Annotated in this window: 22 protein-coding genes; 11 read left to right on the top strand and 11 right to left on the bottom strand. The window is 57.8% G+C overall.

Translation table 11 applies throughout. The annotated features are described in order from the left end of the window. The first annotated feature begins 23 nt into the window (after positions 1-23). A complete protein-coding gene (locus ACZ46D_RS08005) occupies positions 24-2351 on the top strand; it encodes a GAF domain-containing protein (protein ID WP_464926931.1) in 2328 nt (775 codons plus the stop codon). 43 nt (positions 2352-2394) lie between these two features. Next, entirely contained in the window at positions 2395-2712 is a 318-nt protein-coding gene (locus tag ACZ46D_RS08000) for a MerR family transcriptional regulator (protein WP_464926930.1), read from the top strand. A gap of 22 nt (positions 2713-2734) precedes the next feature. Here the strand turns inward: ACZ46D_RS08000 and ACZ46D_RS07995 are convergent, their stop codons facing one another. Together ACZ46D_RS07995 and ACZ46D_RS07990 are read right to left on the bottom strand one after the other, a co-directional pair. Beyond that, positions 2735-3547 carry a 50S ribosomal protein L11 methyltransferase gene (locus ACZ46D_RS07995; protein ID WP_464926929.1) on the bottom strand — a complete coding sequence of 271 codons (813 nt, stop codon included), beginning with the start codon at positions 3545-3547 and terminating at the stop codon, positions 2735-2737. Positions 3548-3561: 14 nt separating this feature from the next. After that, positions 3562-4500 carry a DUF748 domain-containing protein gene (locus ACZ46D_RS07990; protein ID WP_464929268.1) on the bottom strand — a complete coding sequence of 313 codons (939 nt, stop codon included), beginning with the start codon at positions 4498-4500 and terminating at the stop codon, positions 3562-3564. A gap of 154 nt (positions 4501-4654) precedes the next feature. Between ACZ46D_RS07990 and ACZ46D_RS07985 the strand changes: the two genes are divergently transcribed. After that, on the top strand, positions 4655-5368 hold the full coding sequence (locus ACZ46D_RS07985) for a lysophospholipid acyltransferase family protein (RefSeq protein WP_464926928.1): 714 nt from the start codon (positions 4655-4657) through the stop codon (positions 5366-5368). A gap of 31 nt (positions 5369-5399) precedes the next feature. Here the strand turns inward: ACZ46D_RS07985 and ACZ46D_RS07980 are convergent, their stop codons facing one another. Both ACZ46D_RS07980 and ACZ46D_RS07975 read right to left on the bottom strand, forming a co-directional pair. After that, on the bottom strand, positions 5400-6320 hold the full coding sequence (locus ACZ46D_RS07980; RefSeq protein ID WP_464926927.1) for a S66 peptidase family protein: 921 nt from the start codon (positions 6318-6320) through the stop codon (positions 5400-5402). Continuing rightward, positions 6304-7077 (bottom strand): type III pantothenate kinase, encoded by a 774-nt coding sequence (locus ACZ46D_RS07975; RefSeq protein WP_464926926.1) that lies wholly within the window; start codon positions 7075-7077, stop codon positions 6304-6306. Before ACZ46D_RS07975 ends, ACZ46D_RS07980 begins: the two co-directional genes overlap by 17 nt. 187 nt (positions 7078-7264) lie before the next feature. On the opposite strand from ACZ46D_RS07975, the gene cutA reads away from it, so the two are divergent. Beyond that, entirely contained in the window at positions 7265-7591 is a 327-nt protein-coding gene (gene cutA, locus ACZ46D_RS07970; protein ID WP_464926925.1) for a divalent-cation tolerance protein CutA, read from the top strand. Positions 7592-7859: 268 nt separating this feature from the next. Further along, on the top strand, positions 7860-8213 hold the full coding sequence (locus tag ACZ46D_RS07965; protein WP_464926924.1) for a hypothetical protein: 354 nt from the start codon (positions 7860-7862) through the stop codon (positions 8211-8213). Positions 8214-8241: 28 nt separating this feature from the next. Here the strand turns inward: ACZ46D_RS07965 and ACZ46D_RS07960 are convergent, their stop codons facing one another. From ACZ46D_RS07960 to ACZ46D_RS07935, 6 genes are all read right to left on the bottom strand, one after another. Then, complete coding sequence (locus tag ACZ46D_RS07960) at positions 8242-8715, bottom strand: YaiI/YqxD family protein (protein ID WP_464926923.1); 474 nt, start codon at positions 8713-8715, stop codon at positions 8242-8244. Between the two features lie 101 nt (positions 8716-8816). Beyond that, positions 8817-9275, bottom strand: a complete 459-nt coding sequence (locus ACZ46D_RS07955; protein WP_464926922.1) for a glycine zipper domain-containing protein — start codon at positions 9273-9275, stop codon at positions 8817-8819. 116 nt (positions 9276-9391) lie between these two features. Continuing rightward, positions 9392-10246, bottom strand: a complete 855-nt coding sequence (gene thiD, locus ACZ46D_RS07950; protein ID WP_464926921.1) for a bifunctional hydroxymethylpyrimidine kinase/phosphomethylpyrimidine kinase — start codon at positions 10244-10246, stop codon at positions 9392-9394. 15 nt (positions 10247-10261) lie between these two features. Beyond that, positions 10262-10780, bottom strand: coding sequence for an FKBP-type peptidyl-prolyl cis-trans isomerase (locus ACZ46D_RS07945; protein ID WP_464926920.1), 519 nt, complete (start codon positions 10778-10780; stop codon positions 10262-10264). A gap of 67 nt (positions 10781-10847) precedes the next feature. Then, positions 10848-11069, bottom strand: a complete 222-nt coding sequence (locus ACZ46D_RS07940; protein WP_464926919.1) for a hypothetical protein — start codon at positions 11067-11069, stop codon at positions 10848-10850. A 2-nt stretch (positions 11070-11071) separates the two neighbouring features. Further along, positions 11072-12574 (bottom strand): hypothetical protein, encoded by a 1503-nt coding sequence (locus tag ACZ46D_RS07935; protein ID WP_464926918.1) that lies wholly within the window; start codon positions 12572-12574, stop codon positions 11072-11074. A gap of 230 nt (positions 12575-12804) precedes the next feature. Between ACZ46D_RS07935 and ACZ46D_RS07930 the strand changes: the two genes are divergently transcribed. The 5 genes from ACZ46D_RS07930 to ACZ46D_RS07910 all read left to right on the top strand — a co-directional run bounded on the left by ACZ46D_RS07930 (position 12805) and on the right by ACZ46D_RS07910 (position 15376). Then, complete coding sequence (locus ACZ46D_RS07930; protein ID WP_464926917.1) at positions 12805-12978, top strand: RNA polymerase II-associated protein; 174 nt, start codon at positions 12805-12807, stop codon at positions 12976-12978. Between the two features lie 26 nt (positions 12979-13004). Then, on the top strand, positions 13005-13382 hold the full coding sequence (gene hisI, locus ACZ46D_RS07925) for a phosphoribosyl-AMP cyclohydrolase (RefSeq protein ID WP_464926916.1): 378 nt from the start codon (positions 13005-13007) through the stop codon (positions 13380-13382). Then, positions 13379-14251 (top strand): ATP phosphoribosyltransferase, encoded by an 873-nt coding sequence (hisG, locus tag ACZ46D_RS07920; RefSeq protein ID WP_464926915.1) that lies wholly within the window; start codon positions 13379-13381, stop codon positions 14249-14251. Before hisI ends, hisG begins: the two co-directional genes overlap by 4 nt. A 60-nt stretch (positions 14252-14311) precedes the next feature. Continuing rightward, positions 14312-14908, top strand: a complete 597-nt coding sequence (yihA, locus tag ACZ46D_RS07915; RefSeq protein ID WP_464926914.1) for a ribosome biogenesis GTP-binding protein YihA/YsxC — start codon at positions 14312-14314, stop codon at positions 14906-14908. Positions 14909-15100: 192 nt separating this feature from the next. Then, positions 15101-15376 (top strand): hypothetical protein, encoded by a 276-nt coding sequence (locus ACZ46D_RS07910; protein ID WP_464926913.1) that lies wholly within the window; start codon positions 15101-15103, stop codon positions 15374-15376. A 49-nt stretch (positions 15377-15425) separates the two neighbouring features. Here the strand turns inward: ACZ46D_RS07910 and lepA are convergent, their stop codons facing one another. Continuing rightward, entirely contained in the window at positions 15426-17216 is a 1791-nt protein-coding gene (gene lepA / locus ACZ46D_RS07905; RefSeq protein ID WP_464926912.1) for a translation elongation factor 4, read from the bottom strand. A gap of 255 nt (positions 17217-17471) precedes the next feature. On the opposite strand from lepA, the gene ACZ46D_RS07900 reads away from it, so the two are divergent. Next, a complete protein-coding gene (locus tag ACZ46D_RS07900) occupies positions 17472-18449 on the top strand; it encodes a sigma-70 family RNA polymerase sigma factor (RefSeq protein WP_464926911.1) in 978 nt (325 codons plus the stop codon). Positions 18450-18667: the final 218 nt, after the last annotated feature.

Raw genomic sequence — 18667 nt, 5'->3', positions numbered from 1 at the left:
CCCAGGTTAACGGTTACACTGAAATGGCATTTCCTTTAAAGAAGACAATCCATGCCACCGCGGTCTCGGTCGTGCTGATCCTTGTGGCCCTGCTGGGGCTGGGAATCAGGCAATATCAGCTGTACCGCAATCATGTCGAGGTCAGCCAACAGACCGAAAAACTCATCTTCCAGTTTTCCATCATCCGGGAGCATGTCACCGAAAACCTGCTGGAAGGGCAGTATGCAGGGCTGGCCCCGGTGGGCGCGGAGCTGGAGGAACTCAATCGCAATTTGGTCTCTGTTATCGGGAACCGGTTCATAGACGATCATTACAAACTCACCCTAGCCAACGCCATTGATCTGCCCGGCCTTGTCCTGCTGGTGCGAAAGATCAGCGCCGGGCCGGTCAAGCCGGAAAATCTGCGGCAACTCAATACGGATATCCGCACCCTGGGCGAGAGGCTCATGCTTTTTGACCGGGTGCTGGTCGAGCATGGCAAGCGCGAGCTGATCAGCTTTCAGAATGTGGTGATCGGCGCCCTGGCCATGGTGGTCAGCCTGATTATCGTCCTGCTTCTTTTTTTTCAGCGGCGCTTGATCGCCCCGTTGCTGGATCTTGTCCAGCAGGTGAAGGAGGTGGCCGCAGGTTCCCGGCCCGGGCTTTCCATTGTCGGGAGAAGCGGGGAGATTTCCGAGCTGGCCTATTCCTTCCACGACCTCTTGATGGCCCGGGAGATCACGGCTAAGGGATTGGCAAAGTTTCAGCGGGTGGCTGCGGCGATTAAAGGGGCGCAACTGGCCATCGCCAGGGCGAAAACCAGGGATTCCCTGTTCAAGGAGGTTTGCCGGGCCCTGCTGGCGAACCACGAGTATTGCCTGGTCTGGATAGGCCAGGGTGACGAGACCGGGGATGTCATGCCGGTGACCGCAGACGGCGCAACCTCCATGAGCAACAAGGAATGTGAAGCCTGCATGGCTGTACTCCTTACCGAGGCCGAGGAAAAGGGGCCGGAGCAGAATCCGGCGGCCCTGGCCCTGCGCTCCAAAGCACCGGTGGTGCGGATGGATATCCTGGCTGGAATTCCCAGGGGGTTGCTCAAGGGAACACCCTTGGCCGATGGGCATGCGGCCTGCGCTGCTCTGCCGATTATTTGGCAAAATATTGTCTACGGCGTGCTTTCCATCTACGCCCTCTCCCCCACGGATTTCGACACCAAGGAGATGGAGCTGCTCGAAGGATTGGCAGGCGATCTCGGCCTGGCGCTGCACACCATCGAAGGGCAGCAGCATCTCGCCAGCAGGGAGAACCTGCATGGCCGGCTTTTTGAAGCCCTGCGGGTGATCCAGCTGACCCTGTCGCCGGCAGGGACTATCCTTGACGCGAACCCGGTTTTTGGTGGCATGGCAGGTTGTGGGGCCGATCAGATCCCCGGTCGTCCGTGGGGTGATTTTTTGATGCCGGGAAAACCTGGTCTGGCCCACGACACCCCAGGATTGATGGAAAAACTGCGCTCGGCAGAGGGCGCTCCCCTGGCTTTTTCCGGGATCACGCCCCCTGAGCGCTTCCTGTGTCGATTGGTCCCGGACGGGGAGCCGGAACGGTTGATCCTGGTGGGGTATCCCCTTGCCCCACAGGAAGGGATCGGGGGGAGGGAGGTGGGGCTGCGGCTGGAAATGATCGCGGCTCTGGCCAGCGGAGTGTCGCATGAGGTGAGCGATCTCAGCAACGGCCTGATCAACTATGCCCAGGTGCTGGCCGATGAGGAGCAACTCAAAAGACCGGGCCAGCCGGAAAACGAGCTGCTGGTCAAGATCATCGAGGCTGGCGAACGTATTGCCGAGATCGTCCGCAAGTTTATCCTCTATGGCCAGGAAGAAGGGGTGACGGCGGGAGAATTCCTGCCCGTGGCCGCGGTGCTGGAGGATGCCCTGCTGCTCATCGGCTATCATCTGAAAAGCGAGGGCATCGGGCTGGAGACCGATCTGGAGGCTGCGCCGCCAGTGGTGCCGGTGCAGGCCCAGCAGATGCAGCAGGTTTTCCTGAGCATCCTGGGCAGCATCCGGACCGCTCTTGCCGAGAGGTTCATCGGCAGGGACCCGCGGAAGAAAATCGCCATTGCCACCCAGACCATGGTGGAGAATGGTCAGGGCCGGATATTTGAGATCAGCATCGTGGAGCACGGGGCGGTGATCCCGCTGGACCGACGGCCTGAGTCAGGGCTCGGCAAGGACCCCACAGCCCAGGGCTGGGGGCGGATACTTGCTGTCTGCCGCCGAATTGTCGAAGACCATGGCGGTCTCCTGCTGATCAGCGGGGAAGAAGGAAAATATACCAGGATAGCGTTCCGTTTTCCCATGAAGGGTGATTGAGCGCCGTTGTTGTAAACATTAGAGAGAATGAAAAGGATTACCCATGCGATGCCAAACCCATCCTTCGGTCTACCGGATTTCCGCCGCAGCCGATATGCTGGCCCTGCACCCGCGCACCTTGCGCAATTATGAAAAAGCGGGGCTTGTCACTCCGAGTCGCAAAGGGAAATGGCGGTATTACAGCGCCGATGATATCGCCTGGATCAGGTGTCTGTTCAGCATGATCCATGGCGGCGGCATCACCATCGCCTCCATAGGCAAGCTGTTGCACTATGCCCCCTGCTGGGAGGTTGCCGACTGCTCCTTGGAAAAACGCGGGCAATGTCCGGTGTACCTGCAGCGTAGCAGAGAATCTCGCTGAAAGTTGGGGCAACGGCCTGGGTTCATTGTCGCAGTAGGGTCCAGCTGCACCAGCGGTCGTTCCGCCTTCGTTCCAGAAAGGTGATTCCGCTCTGCGGCAGGGCGGCGAGCAGATCCTCTTCCATGCCGGAGATAAAGCCGGAGAGTACATAGAGCCTTGCCTGCCAGAAATCAGGATTCTCGAACAGCTCCAGCATCAACCCCTTATAGAGATTGGCCATCACCAGATCCACCCTGGTATCCGGACATTGCCTCCGGAGGTCGGCTTCGAGCACCGTAACTCGATCCTCTACCCCATTGGCCAGGCAGTTGGCGCGGGCCACCTCACAGGCCAGCCGGTTGTTGTCGCAGGCGGTAATCTTGGCCACCCCCTGTTTGGCTGCGGCAATGGCCAGGAGCCCGGTGCCGCAGCCCAGATCCAGGGCGGTGTTGATGGTGACTTCCGGGCTGGACGTGTATTTCAGCAGCCCTTCCAGGCAGAGGCGGGTGGAGGGATGGAAACCGCTGCCGAAGATGACGCTTGGGTCCAGAGAGATATCCGCCGCTGCCTTTTCCCAGACCGGCGCCACGGTTAGGCCGCCCACCGTGAATGGCCCTATTTCCCTGCCCGCCTCCCAATCCGTATAATCCAGATCCGCCTCATAGATAAGCTTGGCCCCCGAGACCTCGCAGAGACTTTTGACCAGCCGTTCCTTGGGGCGGTGGAAAAAGAGGATGGCGGTCTCGTCCTCGATCCAGGTGCCGATGAGGTCCGGATCGTCGATGGCCGGGAGATCCTTGAGGTCGAGATGGTAGGTGTAGAGGCGGCTGTATCGGGTATAGGGCGGGCGGAGCATGGGCGGTATCCGGGTCAGTGGGCAAGGGAGGGCGTCAGGCGCTTGTCCGGCGGGTTGACGGTTTTTTGTAGATACTGTCTGGTAGCCTGGCTGAGTTCCTGAATAAGGGCAATTGCCTCTGCCGTTTTTATTACAGAATCATCGGGCGGGCTTGGGGCGTTGGCGGTCTCTTGCTTTTCCGTTGGCTCAGGCGTGGACGGCAACGGGTCGGCGGCTTGGGTGGGGTTGGCGGTGTCGGGCAAGGTGATCGCAACGCCGTTGATCTTGACCTGCAAGCTTACGGGGCTGGCCTGGCCGGGGGGGCTGGCCAGGGTGAGTTCCTCGGCCAGATAGGTCTTGCCGCTCTGCTCATCGTCAAAAACAAGGCGGCTGTTGCTGACGGCAATGGCGTCGCAGGAAAAGCGCAGAGGCAGTGCAGGCATGGCGGGCAGGAGATCAGCCAGGGCTTGGCCGAGATTATAGCCGCCGCCTTTCCGGCGGACCAGGTGCAGAAAGAAGTGTTCCGCGCCCAGCTTGCAGGCGAACTCTCCGCCAAGCAATCGTTCAGGTAAAAGGTGGAGGGATATCGTGGCCGCGGAGAGCAATGGGTCCACCGGATCATCGGGCGTGGAAAGTTTTGGCCCGACAATGAACTGGCGGAGGGTCAGGGTGCAGGTGCGGGGGTTGAATTCGGCCCTGGCAATGGTCACCGGACGATTCAGGGCTTCGGCAAGATGTTTGGGCAGGAAGGTGGTGGCCAGATAGGGAACCAGCAGAGAGCTGCCAAGCCCCAGGATGAGCGTCAGCCCGAAGAGGAGGCCCACGATTCTCTTAAGCCAGGTCCAGAGGGAAGATCTCCTCGGTCGCCGGGGCAGATGCGGCCCAGACAGGGAGCTGTTCGTCGACTTGCCAGCGCGGATGGGGATGGAACCAAATCGGTCTCGCGGTTTTGGCGTATCGGTAATGCGTATCATCATTTAATCCGACGGGCGCTTGTCCGGTGTTAAAGGTCAGTGCTTGGCAGGAGCACGAAGGAATGCTAAGATACCAAGCCTGTGGGAAAACAAAAGAAAAAACGGCAGACCATTTTTTTCGACACGATACCATAAATATATCGGGGAATTCAACGTGGTTACTTTCTTACGAGGCGTTCTGGTTCTGGTGCTCGCCCCCCTGCTCACGGGGGTAGTCAGCATCGTGGCCATCATCATGGTTCTCATCTTCCGGCGGTCGGCGGCCGAGATTCAGTTTCTCCCCCGCAACTTGGGCAGGATTGTTGCCCGGCTCAGCGGGGTTTCGGTGAGCATGACCGGCGCCGATCTTCTTGAGCCGGGGCAGCCCTACATCTTTGCCGCCAACCACCAGAGCCAGTTTGACATTTTTGCGCTTCAGGGTTATCTGGGTTGTGATTTTCGTTGGCTGCTCAAGCTGGAGCTGTTCAAGATTCCCGTGTTTGGCACGGCCATGCATTTGGCCGGGTATATTCCCGTAGACCGAGCGCATGGCCGCAAGGCGCTCAAGAGTCTGGACGAGGCGGCTCGGCGCATTGCCGGAGGCATCTCGGTAGCCATCTTTCCCGAGGGGACCAGAAGTCCGGACGGCAAGCTGGGCCAGTTCAAGGCAGGGGCCATTGTTTTGGCGATCAAGGCTGGGGTGCCGGTGGTGCCGGTGGCCATTGTCGGCACCCATCAGGTTTTACCCAAGGGCAGTTTGCTGGTCAAGCCAGGCCGGGTGGAGATTCGGGTGGGGGCGCCCATCGCCACCAGCGAGTACACCGTCAAACAGAAGCAGGAATTGGCCGAGCGGTTGCAGGGCAACGTGGCGGAATTGATGGGGCGCTGATGCGGCAGGCTGTTTGGCTTGTAATGCCCGGCTATTGAATCAGCATGGGCTGCGGGAAAACAAGGCAGCCGGCGGAAGAGTCGAGCTGGACCTCCGCCCCAACGGGCAGAATCTGGTTTCTGCTGCCATGGCCGCAGGGGAAGTTGGCCCAGATGGGGATGGGCCGGTGGGCCAGCAGTTCAAGAGCACGCTGCCAGATGGCTTCCCGTTCGCCGCACTGGTCAAAATCTCCCAGGATGAGCCCGGCGATCTGCTCCAGCCGACCAGCGGCCCAGAGGTGGGTGAGCAACCGGTCGATGCGGTAGGGCGCTTCGCCGATGTCCTCCAACACCACAATGGTATCCTTCCACTCCGGTTCCCAGGGGGTGCCCAGCAGATGCACCAGGCTGGTCAGGTTGCCGGGCAAGAGTCTCCCGCTGGCTTGGCCTCCCTTGAGGATTTCTAACCCTTTTATTTTGCTCTCCGGCCTTGGCCTGCCAGTGAGCAGGTCGAAAAAACCCTCCTGCGAATCGCGGTCGCTCCGGGGCAGGGTGGTGAGCATGGGACCGTGGAAGGTAATGAGTCCGGTTTTTTGTTGGATTGCCGAGAGCAGGACCGTGAGGTCGGAAAAACCGATGAGCATTTTCGGTTGCTCACGGATAAGGCTGAAATCCAGGTCCGGCAGGAGCCGCAGGCAACCGTAGCCGCCGCGCACCGCCAAAATGGCTTTGACCTCCGGGTCGCGCCAAAGCTCGTGCAGTTCGGCCAGCCGTTGCTGGTCGGTCCCGGCCAGGTAGTCGTTGTGGCGGAGGATGTCGCCTTGGTATCTGGTCTTGAAGCCCAGCTCGGTGAGAATCTTCAGCCCGGCGGTGAAATCACCTTCGTTGCGCACCGGTCCGGCCGGGGCGATGATGCCGATGGTGTCCCCTTTTTTTAAGGGGGCTGGGAGGATGGGCTTAAGCGTTGCGTTCATGGAGCAGTTGCAGTCCGTTGAGGGTGAGCATGGGGTCAACGTGATCAATGCTGGTGGTGTACGGGGCGATGAGGGTGGCCATGCCGCCGGTCGCCACGGTCTGCGGCATGGCCGGGGCCATCTGCTCCCGCAGCCGGCGGATAAGGCCGTCCACCATGCCGCCATAGCCGAAGAGGATGCCCGATTTGATCGCGGCCACGGTATTGGTGCCGATGGCGGCACCAGGGGGGGTGGAGATGTCAACCTGGGGCAGTTTGGCCGTGCGGCTGCCCAGCGCCTCCATGGCAATGGACAGCCCGGGGGCGATGGCGCCGCCCAGGTATTCCCCGGCCCCGGAAACGCAGTCCCAGGTGATGGCGGTGCCGAAATCAACGACAATGAGAGCAGACTTGAACCTGGCATAGGCGGCCACGGCATTGACCAGACGGTCGGCGCCGATCTCCGCTGGATTGTCGATAAGCACCGGCATGCCGGTCTGCACCGTCTCCGAGCCCACCATCAGCGGAACGGTGTGCAGGTAGCGGGTGGCAAAGGCTGCCCAGGCAGCCTGCATCGTCGGCACCACGCTGGAGATGATCGTGTCGGAGATATCGTTGAAACGGAGGCCTTCCATGGCAAAGAGGGTGTGGAAGATGGCGGCCAGTTCATCAACCGTGCTGCCCTTGTCGGTTTTTACCCGCCAGTGGCAGCGAAGCTTTGGGCCGGCGAAAACCCCGATCACCATGTGGGTATTGCCGATATCAACCGCCAGCAGCATGGGCGACTCCTTGATTGTGGTGTGAGAAAAGTGGTTACGGATTTTCTCATATGTACCAGAGATCGGGCCAGGCTGTCCATGCTCTTGGTCGGTTCGGCAAAAAACTTTGTTTGGTTAGGGGTTGACAGATTCCGGGCGGGGAAGAAGAATAGACAGCAGGCTGTCTGCATCATAAAGGAGTGGTGGAATGAACGAATACATCCAGGTTGCCACCACGGTCGCCACCGAGAAGGAGGCCGCGGCCATCGCCGGATTGCTGGTTGAGCAGCGGCTGGCCGCCTGTGTCCAGGTGATGGGGCCCATAACCAGTCATTACCGCTGGCAGGGGAAGATCGAAATATCCGGGGAGTATCTCTGTCTTGCCAAAAGCCGCGCCGCGCTTTATTCTGAAATTGAGGCGGCGATTAAGGCGATCCACCCCTATGAGGTTGCGGAGATTATTGCCATGCCTATAATTGCCGGAAGCAAGGAGTATCTGGCCTGGCTGGGTGCCGAAGTCAAGGAGCCTTCTTGATCATGGAGGGAGAACAGCCTAAGAAGGCGGGTCGTCGCCGAAATCCCAAGGAGTTCCAATGCCATTGTTGTCGGCGGAAATTGCCCTTCTGCTGGAACTGTCCCTGCGGCTTTCAGATCTGCGATGACTGCTTCAAAGAAAACATGTGGACTATCAGCAATGGCCCGACCTGGGTCTGCCCGGATTGTGGCAGGATACGAATGATGTGATTTTTGTTTGCGTTTAATACAGGGCGGGGGGTGTCCTGAAAAAAAATGGGGGGATGAGTATGGCTAACCAGCGGGAGAGCAGGCGGTGCCGGAGGTTTCCGGTGAAGGACGGGGTGATCGCCCTTGATTCCGTGTACGGCGAAATCATCGACGTGAGCTTCGGCGGGTTGTCTTTTCGGTACACGGCTTATGACGACATGACCACGCAGCCTGCGGAGTTCGGGATCATCTTTGGCGGAGAGAAGCTCTTTTTTGACAATATCCCCCTCACCAATGTCTGTGACATTGTCATCGATGAAAAGGCTGGAGAAGCGGGTGAGGTCAGGCGCCGGGGTATGGCCTTTGGCGATCTTGTCCCGGAGCAGGTTGTAACTCTGGCCAGGTTCATCAGGCAGTTTTCGTTAGAAAAATAAAGAGGAATTTCTGGCGGCAAGGCGCCGTTCATCGAGATACGGTTTGCGGTGCGGTAGTTGCGTATCGGGTCAGGTATCGGTCCAGCTGGTTGGCAAACGCTTGAAGATGCACTTTGCTCAGGGCTGAAGGTCCGCCGGTGATGGTGCCTGTTGAGCGCAACTCGTCCATGAAGTCCCGGCGCGCCAGGTGTTCCTGGATGGTCTCGGGTGTATAGAGCGTGCCCCGCGGATTCAGGGCGGTTGCCGAGGCCGCGACCACCTCGGCCGCAAGGGGAATATCTGCAGTGATCACCAGATCGCCCGGGGCAAGGCTCTTGATGATCCTGGCGTCTGCTACATTGAATCCCGCTGTGACCTGCACCGCTTTGATAAAAGGCGAACGCGGTATTCTCAGGGAGTGATTCGCCACCAGGATACTCTCTACCCGCATCCGCTCCGCAGCCCGGAACAGAATCTCCTTTACTGGGCCGGGGCAGGCATCGGCGTCAATCCAAATGCGCATGGTTTGAGTCTGGCTCTTTTTTCTCAATTATATTCAGGGGCGGCATTCTGTGTCTGGAATATCGCCCCGAATATTGTTGGTCTGGATTATCCGCCAGGGGATTATTTCTGAATCACCCATCTGCCGTTCCTATCCCTGCAGGCCAGGGAGACCACCTTTTCCGGGCGTCCGTCCACGGTGGCGAGGATCTCCGCCTCCCGACAAACCTGACCGGACGGTTCCGTGTAAGCAGGCTGTGGTGTCACGGTGTATGAGCGGTTGGTGTCCGGGTTGACCCATTGGGTGCGTTGATGGGAAGGTGAACTCTCGTATACCTGATTGAGTCGTGCATGGTCGGATTTGTCCATCTCGTTGCCGACGATATAGCCCAGCACGCCGCCTACTGCTGCGCCGAGCAAGGTTCCCGCAGTGTTGTGGCCGATGGCCTGACCGGCGATGGCGCCAGTTGCCGCACCGATAGCCGCGCCGCCTGTTCCTTGCGATGTGTTGGCACACCCGGAGGTGATCAGCATGAAAATAATCGCCACCACCGCCATCTGTAGTCCATGTTTTTTCTGCATGGTTTTCTCCTTATATTGTTGAGTTTTCTGTCCTGGTCATGTCTCAAGCTGCATCAAGAGATGCGATTGCTTATGCAAACGATATAACGCTTGACGTTAAACGTCAATGGTGAGCATCAAATCTTGCCCCGGAAAAGATGATGGGCCAGCGGGCCTTTGCCTCTGCCGAGGGCAAGGTTGGCGCTTTGCCGCAGGACGGTATCCATGAAGGCCACCGCCTTGAAAAAGGCGTCCTGGTCATTGCCGTGGAGCAGATGGTAGGCACCAAAGGCCGAGGCAAAGGTGCAGCCGGTGCCGTGGGTGTTTTTGCTCATGATTCGCGCATGTTTGGCCGTGAGAATCTCCCGGCCTGTTTTTTGCTTGAGGATCAGGAAATCCTCCACCTCCCCGGCCTGTTCCCGGAGATGCCCGCCGGTGAGCACAATGGCCCGCAGCTTGGGGTGGCGGGCAAGCAGGGCGGTTGCCGCTTCCACCGCTTCCTGCGGCGTCTCGAGGTTTCGACCCGCCAGGATTGCCAGCTCGGGGAGGTTGGGGGTGAGGACGGTGGCAACATTGAACAGGGCGTACAGACCGGTATTGCTTTTGGATTTTTGGAAGAGTTCGTGTCCGTCGCTGGCCGTCAGCACCGGATCGCAGATGACCTCGCCGGGGAAATGGTGCAGGGCCTCGGCCATTGCCCCGGCGATTTCGTCGGTGCCAAGCATGCCGGTCTTGATGTGGCTGACAGGCAGATCGGCCAGTACCAGTTGAATCTGTTTCTTGACAAACTCCGGGGCAACGGGCAGATAGGAGGAAACGCCGAGACTGTTCTGGGCGGTGAGACAGGTGATAGCCGCCCCCCCGTAGACCCCGATGGCGGTGAAGGTTTTCAGGTCTGCCTGGATTCCGGCCCCGCCCGAAGGATCGGAACCGGCAATGCTCAGGATCGCCCGTGAATTATGCCGGTCCGGGAGGCGGACTTCCGTGGCCATGGGGAGAAATCCCGGTCAGGCGCAACTGCAGCCGCGGTTCGGGGTGCAGCCGCCTGTGCTGCCCGAGGAGCAACCGCAGCCGGGAGCCTCGGCAACAGGGGTGTCGATGGAAAGCAGGGTGATCTGGTAGGTGATGTCCTGACCAGCCAGCGGATGATTGAAATCAACGGTCATTGTTTCCGCAGCAACCGCGAGCACCGTGGCCGGAACCTTGTGTTGCTGGCCATCCTGTTCCATATTCAGGCCGAGGATCATCCCCGGCGCGATGGCCTGGCCGGCAAAACCCTGGCTGCTCACGGTCATGATCAGGTCTTCATTTTTTAGGCCGTAGGCATCCTTGGCCGCAACGGTGATGCTCTTGGTTTCCTTGGCAGCCATGCCCAGCAGCGCCTGCTCAAAGGCGGGCAGTACAGTGCCGGTTCCCATCTGGAATTGCAGGGGGCCGGTGTCCTGGGAGGAATCAAATTTTTCACCGGTGGGCAGAAATGCGTCGTAGATAATGGTGACGGAGTCGTTTTCAGAAACGTGCTGCATAATGGTTACTCCTCAATAATATATATATAGGGTAGTGTTGATGGCCTGTGTGCTGCAGGGGCCTGGGTCAAGGGCGGCCATGGGACAGCCACCACTTGAGGCCAAGCAGCAGCAAAGGGGCCAGATGGAAGAAGAGGTCAAAGATGTCAATCGGCCGATGGAGCTGGCCGTTTTTCAGCATGATGATCTTTTCCACCACGTGCGGCATGGGATGAAACGGCGCCAGCAGCATGAAAACCGCAAAGACGATCAGAACCGGAAAGGGAAGTTGGTCGAGGAACTGGAGCATGGTCAGATTTTAGCGCTTTCCAGGTTTGCGGTGCGCACTTCCAGCTTGGCGATGAGATGTCCCACCGTGGTCTTGTGTGCCTTGGTCGGCTTCTCGTCCTTGTCGTCGGTGCTGAAATCGGTGGTTTCAAAGCTGTATAACAGTTTTTCGAGTCGGGAGCCGTAGGTGCTTATGGCCTCTTTGGCCGTCAGGTAGAGGCCTTCGTAGGGAAAAGGCTGATCGAAGTCGCAGAGTTTGGCGTCGATGAACTTGTGCAGCCGGGCAATATCCCCTTTGCTGTTGCCATAGTAGATGTCGCAGGTGTTGAGGAGATCGAGGAGTATGCGGTGTAAATCCTCTGACTTTACGGCTTTTTGGCCGCCTGCGGCGCTGAAAAGCAGCTTGATGGCCCGCACAAAACCCTTCAGCCCCATGAAAAAATCGGTGGTTTTTTCGGCGGCAATCGTGTGGGGGTTTACCGGAGAGCCTGGCGCGGTAATCTGACGTTTCAGCTCCGGGAGGATGGTGTTTTTCATGGTGTAATGGAAGGTCCGCGTTTCTTCCAGAACTATGGGAAGAAGTTGGATTTGTTTCAGGCTCTGCGCCTTGTTCCGCAGGCCGATGAGGTTTCTGGACAGGCTGGAGGTAATGGCTTCGATTCTTGCCAGAATCCCTGGGGCCGGAGTCTCCCGCAGACTGATCAGTTCCTGCTGGACCTTGTCCACCACCGTAATCTCCCCCGGAAGATTTTTCAGGAAAAATTCAATGAATTCCTTGAGTTGGTCGGTGGCGGTCATTGCCACCTGGAGATTGTGATCGACAATGGCCCGGGCGAGTCCGGTGAGGCCGTTGAGGTCGACATTACGAATCCTTTTTTCCAGATCAATGGACTGGGTATGGTAGTCATGCAGGGTGGGGGTGTCGTTCTGGCCGCTTTCGTCCCTGACCATGCGGTAAAAATTGTAGCCTTCGTCCACCATTGGTGCGGTTCGTCTGCCGAGCGCTCTGGTCAGGGGGAGCAGACCGCGTACCGAGAGCCGCTCGCGGAGAGATTTGTCCGCTTCGGTTAAAATGGTGATCTGGTCCCGCCAGTTTTTTACGGTTTTTTGGTAGGTGGCGCATTCTTGTACGATTTGTTGCGCCTGGTTGACAGCCTTGACGGGTTGAATGGTTTTGCGGCGGATATCGATATCCAGGGCACCCAACTCGTTTTCGCATTTTTCAATGTGCTTGAGGATCTTTGTCGCTTTCGCGGGCTGCTGATCCCTGACCTCGGCCATGGTGTCCGGCAGACCGAGAAAGCCCAGGATGTGGTTGTAGTTGTTAAAGTTGCAATCCTGCCATTGGGTCACGCGGGAGTCGGTGGAGAGGGAGAGCGTTTCTTTTTTCTGTGCGGCCAGAGTCTCTTTGGCCTGGCTGATAACGCTTTCGGCCTGGGCAAGTGTGGCAGATTGGCCTTGGCCCGGCGCCACGGGGGGCTGGTCAAGTTTTGGCTGCATGGCGGCAAAGGGCACGGGGGTGATCATGGCTTGTGACTTTATCCAGTTGAAAAACAAAGAAAAATGAAAGGTTATCGCTCAGGGACGGTTTTTTCGCGCGGCGCAAGAAATCTAAAAAAATAGTCTTTTTCTCCAGGATATGCTACTTTAATTTTTTTATAAATGCCGGGTCAGATTTTTTGGGATGTCTGCCATTGCCGCAACTACTTGACAAGATAGAAAGATAGGCATATTTTGCCTGTTTTTCAGGTGGCGATATGGACCTGGTCTGTGAAAAATACAAGGAAAAGGTTGATTCTAAAAAGGCTGTCTGCCGGAGGCCCACGGAATATTGTAAATTCAGGAGCGCCTGCCTGCTTTATTTCCTAGCCAGGGAAAAAGCCGGGGAGGAGAAAAAAGAGCCGGAGGATATGGACGGCGAGGGCAAGTAAGCAATGCCTGCCGTTGTGGGAGAATTATGAGTGTGCTGCGATTTGACAAGGGAGGCGGCTTGCTGCCGGCCATCGCCCAGGACCACCTGACCAGGGAGGTCCTCATGCTTGCCTATATCAATGAAGAGGCTTGGCAAAAAACCCTGGAAACAGGCAAGGCCCATTACTGGAGCCGTTCCCGCAATCAGCTCTGGCTCAAGGGAGAGACCTCCGGGCATGTGCAGCTGGTAAAAGAGATCCTGGTTGACTGCGACGCGGACACCGTGGTTTTTTTGGTGGAACAGCTGGGCGGCGCTGCCTGTCATAAGGGGTACCGGAGCTGTTTTTTCAGAAAGGTGCAGGGCAGCGGGCTTGAGGTAAACGATACGCCGGTTTTTGATCCCGGGAAGGTCTATAAAAAATGAACATCTTGAAACTGGGTATCCCCAAGGGCAGTCTGGAAAAGGCGACCGTTGAGCTTTTTGAAAAGTCTGGCTGGCGGATCAAGCTCTCCTCCCGCAATTATTTCCCGGAGGTGGATGATCCCGAATTGTCCTGCTCCATCTGTCGGCCCCAGGAAATGTCCTGCTATGTGGAAAAGGAGGTGCTGGACGCGGGCATCACCGGCAAGGACTGGACCCTGGAGAACGAATCCGACATCGTGGTGGTGGCCGACCTGATCTATTCCAAGGTCAGCAGGCGGTCGACCCGCTGGGTTATCGCCGTGCCCGGAGACTCCAATATCCAGCGGCTTGAGGATCTGGAAGGCAAGAAGATCGCCACTGAGCTGGTGGGCTATACCCGGAAATTTTTCGCCGAAAAGGGGATCAACGTCGATATCTCCTTTTCCTGGGGCGCCACCGAGGCCAAGGTCGTTTCCGGGCTGGCCGACGCCATCGTCGAGGTCACGGAAACGGAAAGCACCATCCGCGCCCATGGCTTGCGGATCATTCACGAGCTGATGACCTCCAACACCCAATTCATCGCCTCCAAGGCTGCCTGGGCCGATCCCTGGAAGCGGGAGAAGATCGAAAACATCGCCCTCCTGTTGCAGGGGGCGCTCAGGGCCGACAAGATCGTCGGGCTCAAGATGAATGTGCCCCAGACCCATCTGGATCAGGTGATCGGGATTCTGCCCAGCCTGAACGCCCCCACGGTGGCGCATTTGTATCACTCGGACTGGTATTCGGTGGAAACGGTCATCTCCGAGCATGAGGTGCGGGATCTTATCCCGAGACTTTTGAAGAATGGTGCCGAAGGCATCATCGAATACTCCTTGAACAAGGTTATCTGAGTTCCGTCCGGACAGGGCTGTCAAACAAAGACTGGGCGACTGTGTCGCCAGGGAGAAAATGTGACCGACTCTGCCGTGAATTACGCAAAGATCGAATTTGTGAAAAGCGCCTACAAGATGGTGCAGGTGCCTGAGGAATCGCTTCCGGAAATCGCTTTTGCCGGGCGATCCAATGTGGGCAAGTCAAGCCTGATCAACCGTCTGGTGAACCGCAATGGGTTGGTTAAGGTCAGCGCCCGACCGGGCAAGACCCAGAGCCTCAACTATTTTATCGTCGATTCCAAGCTCTATCTGGTTGATTTGCCGGGTTACGGCTTTGCCAAGGTCTCCAGGAAACTCCAGGACGACTGGCAGGAGCTGGTTACCGACTACCTGTCCACCAGTCCAACCCTGCGTTGCGTGGTGGTGCTGATCGACATCCGGCATGCACTGAAGGCCCAGGACCGGGAGCTGATCGAATGGCTCCGGAGCCGGGGTAGGCCATTTATTATCGTCTATACCAAGCGGGATAAGCTTTCCAACAACGAGCAGGCCAAGCAGGCCGCGAGTCTCGACGCCGCCCTCGGCCTGAGCAAGCAGGACCGGGTGCTGTTTTCCGCGAAAACCGGCGATGGCAAAGATGAGTTAATGGCGGCAATCGCCACCTTTTTGGGATAGACTGCCGTGGCAAAAAAATCTTGTCGTCTGGAGGGCAAGAACGGCAGCAGCGCTAGCGGCGTAAGGAGCCGTAACGGAACAACTTTTATTTCGTAACGGCTCCTGATTTTCTTCGGGCCTTGATCGTGATGACAATGCCGTCGGCTTGGGCCGGGGGCTTCTCTCTTTTTAGGAAGTGTGGGGACGCAAACCATGATGATTCAAGATGAATGGCACTGTTGGCAGATTACCCTTTGCGGGAGCGAGGACAGCTGTCTTGCCTGGAAGCAGGGTCTCGAGAACAGACCGTGCTGGGAGGTTGCCCAGGAACTGGACGATTACCGCAGCGCGCTCAATGTCTGCAAGGACTGCATCGTTTTTATCTCTAAAGAGAACAGCGCCGCCTTAAGCGAAGAGGAAGTTCAGGAAATCATGGAGCGCAAGATCGAGTGCGTGCTTGCCACGCAATGCCCGAGAAGAAGGGTGTAAGGAAGGCTGTTGCCGGGCAGTCTGATCCCCGGCGGCTGTTTCGGCCTTACTAGTCCGACTTGAGCACCGCCAGGAAGGCGCTCTGCGGAATCTCCACGTTGCCCACGGTTTTCATCCGCTTTTTCCCGGCCTTCTGTTTTTCCAGCAGTTTCCGCTTGCGGCTGATGTCGCCGCCGTAGCATTTCGCCAGCACGTCCTTGCGCAGGGCGGAGATGGTTTCCCTGCCGATGATGTTGCCCCCCACCGCCGCCTGGATGGCGATCTTGAACATCTGCCTGGGGATTTCCTCTTTCAGTTTTTCGCAGGCATGGAGCCCGCGCGCCCTGGCATTGTTGCTGTGCACCAGTTGGGAGAGGGCATCCACCCGCTCGCCGTTCACCAGGATGTCCAGCTTGACCAGATCGCTTTCCCGGTAATCCAGGAGATCGTAATCAAAGGAGCCGTACCCCTGGGTGACGGACTTGAGGCGGTCGTAAAAATCGTAGATGATTTCCGCCAGGGGCAGCTCGCAGGTGAACTCGATTCTGCCGGGGATGGGGTAGTGGTAGTGGGTGTTTTCGCCGCGCCGCTCCATGCACAGGGTCATCACCACCCCCATGTAGCGTTCCGGGATGAGGATGGTCGCCTTGATAAAGGGCTCCTCGATGCGCTCGATGGTGGTGGGGTCCGGGTAATGGGCCGGGTTGTCCACCTCTTTCATGGTCCCTTCCTTGAGGAAGATCTTGTAGTTCACCGAAGGCACGGTGAGGATCAGCGAGAGATCGAACTCCCGCTCCAGCCGTTCCTGGACCACCTCCAGATGGAGCAGCCCCAGGAAGCCGCAGCGGAAACCGAAGCCCAGCGCGGTGGAGGCGTCCTTCTGGAAGGAGAGGGAGGCATCGTTGAGGGTGAGCTTTTCCAGGGCCGTGGCCAGAATCTCATAGTCGTCGGTGGACACGGGATAGATGGAGGAAAACACCACCTGCTTGATCTCCTGGAACCCAGGCAAAGGCTTGGCGCAGGGGCGGTCCTTTAGGGTGATGGTGTCGCCGGGCCTGGTATCGGTGATGTTTTTGATCCCGGCGATGATGTAGCCGACCTGGCCTGCACTCAGTTCTTTCTGCGGTTCGCGGGTCAGGCGGAAAAAGCCCACCTCTTCGACCCGGTAGGCGGCATTGTTGGCCATGAAGAGCATGGTGTCTCCGGCCTTGATCCGTCCTTCAAAGATGCGGCAGGAGATGATGGTCCCCCGGAACGGGTCGTAGGAGGCGTCAAAGATCAGGGCTTCCAGAGGCTTTTCCGGGTCGCCCTTGGGCGGGGGCAGGAGATTGACCACCGCCTCCAGCACCGCATCGACGCCCAGACCGGTTTTTGCCGAACAGAGCTGGATGTGGTCGGCGTCCAGGCCGAGGTCTTCCTCGATCTGCAGGGCAACCCCCTCCGGGTCGGCGGAGGGGAGATCGATCTTGTTGATGACCGGGATGATCTCCAGGTTGTGCTCCATGGCCAGGTAGAGGTTGGCCAGGGTTTGGGCTTCAATGCCCTGAGCCGCGTCCACAAGCAGCAGCGCCCCTTCGCAGGAGGCAAGGGCTCGGGAGACCTCGTAGCTGAAATCGACGTGGCCCGGGGTGTCAACGAGGTTGAGGATGTAGTCCTTGCCGTTCTTGGCCCGGTACGGAAGGCAGATCGCCTGGCTTTTGATGGTGATCCCCCGCTCCCGTTCGATATCCATGCTGTCCAAGAGCTGGTCGTGGAACTGGCGGTCGGTGACCATGCCGCAGAGCTGGATAAAGCGGTCGGCCAGGGTGGATTTTCCGTGGTCTATGTGGGCGATGATGCTGAAGTTTCGGATGTTTTCCATGGATGAGCCGGGGAGGTCCTGTTTTTTCGGTGAGGCTGTTGTTGTACTGTATCAGAATCATGAAGATGGGCGGAAAAAATATCCTGATCCCACAGAAGAGGCTATCTATCATAAAAAGGTAGCCTTGCAAAGGCAATTTTAAAAAGGGATTAGGTCCCACTGTCATTGTAAAGAGGCATGCGGCGAGGCAGGGATGGGCCAAGCTGTTGTGGAAAGAGATTGACCTTTGGCGCGGTTCTATTAATAATAACCCCCATGAAAGAAGACCCGGAAGTCCTTGAAATACTCGATGATGATGAGGATGCGCAGGAAGTATTGCATCCCCTTGTCGCCCTGCCGGACGATGACAATCTCCCGGCCCTGGGCAATGCGGGCCTCCATCGGTATTTGCAGGAAATCAGCCAGTACAAGCTCATGAGCCGCGAAGAGACCGACGCGCTGGCCCGCCATTTCCAGGAAACAGGCGACCCGGAGGCGGCCTATAAGCTGGTCACCTCCAATCTGCGGCTGGTGGTCAAGGTGGCCATGGATTTCCAGAAGTACTGGATGCAGAACTTCCTTGATCTCATCCAGGAAGGCAATGTCGGCCTGGTGCAGGCGGTGAAGAAATTCGATCCCTACCGGCAGGTGAAGTTTTCCTATTATGCCGCCTACTGGATCCGGGCCTATATTCTCAAGTTCATCATGGATAACTGGCGGCTGGTCAAGATCGGCACCACCCAGGCCCAGCGCAAACTGTTTTTCAGCTTGAATAAAGAAAAAAAACTGCTAGAATCGCAGGGCTTTGCCCCCGAGGTCAAATTGCTGGCCCAGCGCCTCAATGTGAAGGAAAGCGAAGTCATTGAGATGAGCCAGCGCATGGACAACTGGGATGTCTCCCTGGAAAGTCCTGTGCGGGAAGGTTCTGACGAGGAGCAGAAAAATTTTCTGCCCATGGTCGGGCCCACCGTGGAAGAACGGGTGGCGGAAAAGGAAGTGCAGGAGTGGATGGCCACCGTTCTCGATAAGCTGCGCGAGACCCTAAACGACAAGGAAAAGGCCATCCTGACCAGCCGACTGCTGAGCGACGAGCCCCTTACCCTGCAGGATATTGCCGACAAGTTTGACATCTCCCGGGAAAGGGTGCGGCAGATCGAAGCCAATCTCTTGAAAAAGATGCGGGAGTATTTTGAAAAGGAAGTGCCTGATATCAAGGACTTCCTTGCTGAATTCCTCAACCCCTGGCGCTCCTGATTGGTAACTGTCCAGCCGCACCGCATCTGCGTCGCAGTCTCACGGTGCTCGCTTAGCTGTCATCGGCCTGCTCATGTGCACCAGCACACTTCGCAGGCCTCTTCCTAGCAGCTACGGCAGCAGCGAAGCGGCGCTGCTGATTAGTTACTTTTTTAACCTTTGCCAATTTTTCCGGCTTCGAGCTGGATAGTTACAATTATTTTACCAGCCGTCCTCGG

Source organism: Thiovibrio sp. Mzg5, assembly GCF_055379285.1.
The sequence above is the reverse complement of the archived record's forward strand: the minus strand, read 5'-3'. Positions and strand labels throughout refer to the sequence as shown.

Bases quoted from the DNA above. Each gene is read 5' to 3' on its own strand.
- ACZ46D_RS08005 (WP_464926931.1), top strand. From the start codon at position 24: ATGGCATTTCCTTTAAAGAAGACAATCCATGCCACCGCGGTCTCGGTC.
- ACZ46D_RS08000 (WP_464926930.1), top strand. From the start codon at position 2,395: ATGCGATGCCAAACCCATCCTTCGGTCTACCGGATTTCCGCCGCAGCC.
- ACZ46D_RS07995 (WP_464926929.1), bottom strand. From the start codon at position 3,547: ATGCTCCGCCCGCCCTATACCCGATACAGCCGCCTCTACACCTACCAT.
- ACZ46D_RS07990 (WP_464929268.1), bottom strand. From the start codon at position 4,500: ATGATACGCATTACCGATACGCCAAAACCGCGAGACCGATTTGGTTCC.
- ACZ46D_RS07980 (WP_464926927.1), bottom strand. From the start codon at position 6,320: ATGAACGCAACGCTTAAGCCCATCCTCCCAGCCCCCTTAAAAAAAGGG.
- ACZ46D_RS07975 (WP_464926926.1), bottom strand. From the start codon at position 7,077: ATGCTGCTGGCGGTTGATATCGGCAATACCCACATGGTGATCGGGGTT.
- cutA (WP_464926925.1), top strand. From the start codon at position 7,265: ATGAACGAATACATCCAGGTTGCCACCACGGTCGCCACCGAGAAGGAG.
- ACZ46D_RS07965 (WP_464926924.1), top strand. From the start codon at position 7,860: ATGGCTAACCAGCGGGAGAGCAGGCGGTGCCGGAGGTTTCCGGTGAAG.
- ACZ46D_RS07960 (WP_464926923.1), bottom strand. From the start codon at position 8,715: ATGCGCATTTGGATTGACGCCGATGCCTGCCCCGGCCCAGTAAAGGAG.
- ACZ46D_RS07955 (WP_464926922.1), bottom strand. From the start codon at position 9,275: ATGCAGAAAAAACATGGACTACAGATGGCGGTGGTGGCGATTATTTTC.
- thiD (WP_464926921.1), bottom strand. From the start codon at position 10,246: ATGGCCACGGAAGTCCGCCTCCCGGACCGGCATAATTCACGGGCGATC.
- ACZ46D_RS07945 (WP_464926920.1), bottom strand. From the start codon at position 10,780: ATGCAGCACGTTTCTGAAAACGACTCCGTCACCATTATCTACGACGCA.
- ACZ46D_RS07940 (WP_464926919.1), bottom strand. From the start codon at position 11,069: ATGCTCCAGTTCCTCGACCAACTTCCCTTTCCGGTTCTGATCGTCTTT.
- ACZ46D_RS07935 (WP_464926918.1), bottom strand. From the start codon at position 12,574: ATGATCACCCCCGTGCCCTTTGCCGCCATGCAGCCAAAACTTGACCAG.
- ACZ46D_RS07930 (WP_464926917.1), top strand. From the start codon at position 12,805: ATGGACCTGGTCTGTGAAAAATACAAGGAAAAGGTTGATTCTAAAAAG.
- hisI (WP_464926916.1), top strand. From the start codon at position 13,005: ATGAGTGTGCTGCGATTTGACAAGGGAGGCGGCTTGCTGCCGGCCATC.
- hisG (WP_464926915.1), top strand. From the start codon at position 13,379: ATGAACATCTTGAAACTGGGTATCCCCAAGGGCAGTCTGGAAAAGGCG.
- ACZ46D_RS07910 (WP_464926913.1), top strand. From the start codon at position 15,101: ATGATGATTCAAGATGAATGGCACTGTTGGCAGATTACCCTTTGCGGG.
- lepA (WP_464926912.1), bottom strand. From the start codon at position 17,216: ATGGAAAACATCCGAAACTTCAGCATCATCGCCCACATAGACCACGGA.
- ACZ46D_RS07900 (WP_464926911.1), top strand. From the start codon at position 17,472: ATGAAAGAAGACCCGGAAGTCCTTGAAATACTCGATGATGATGAGGAT.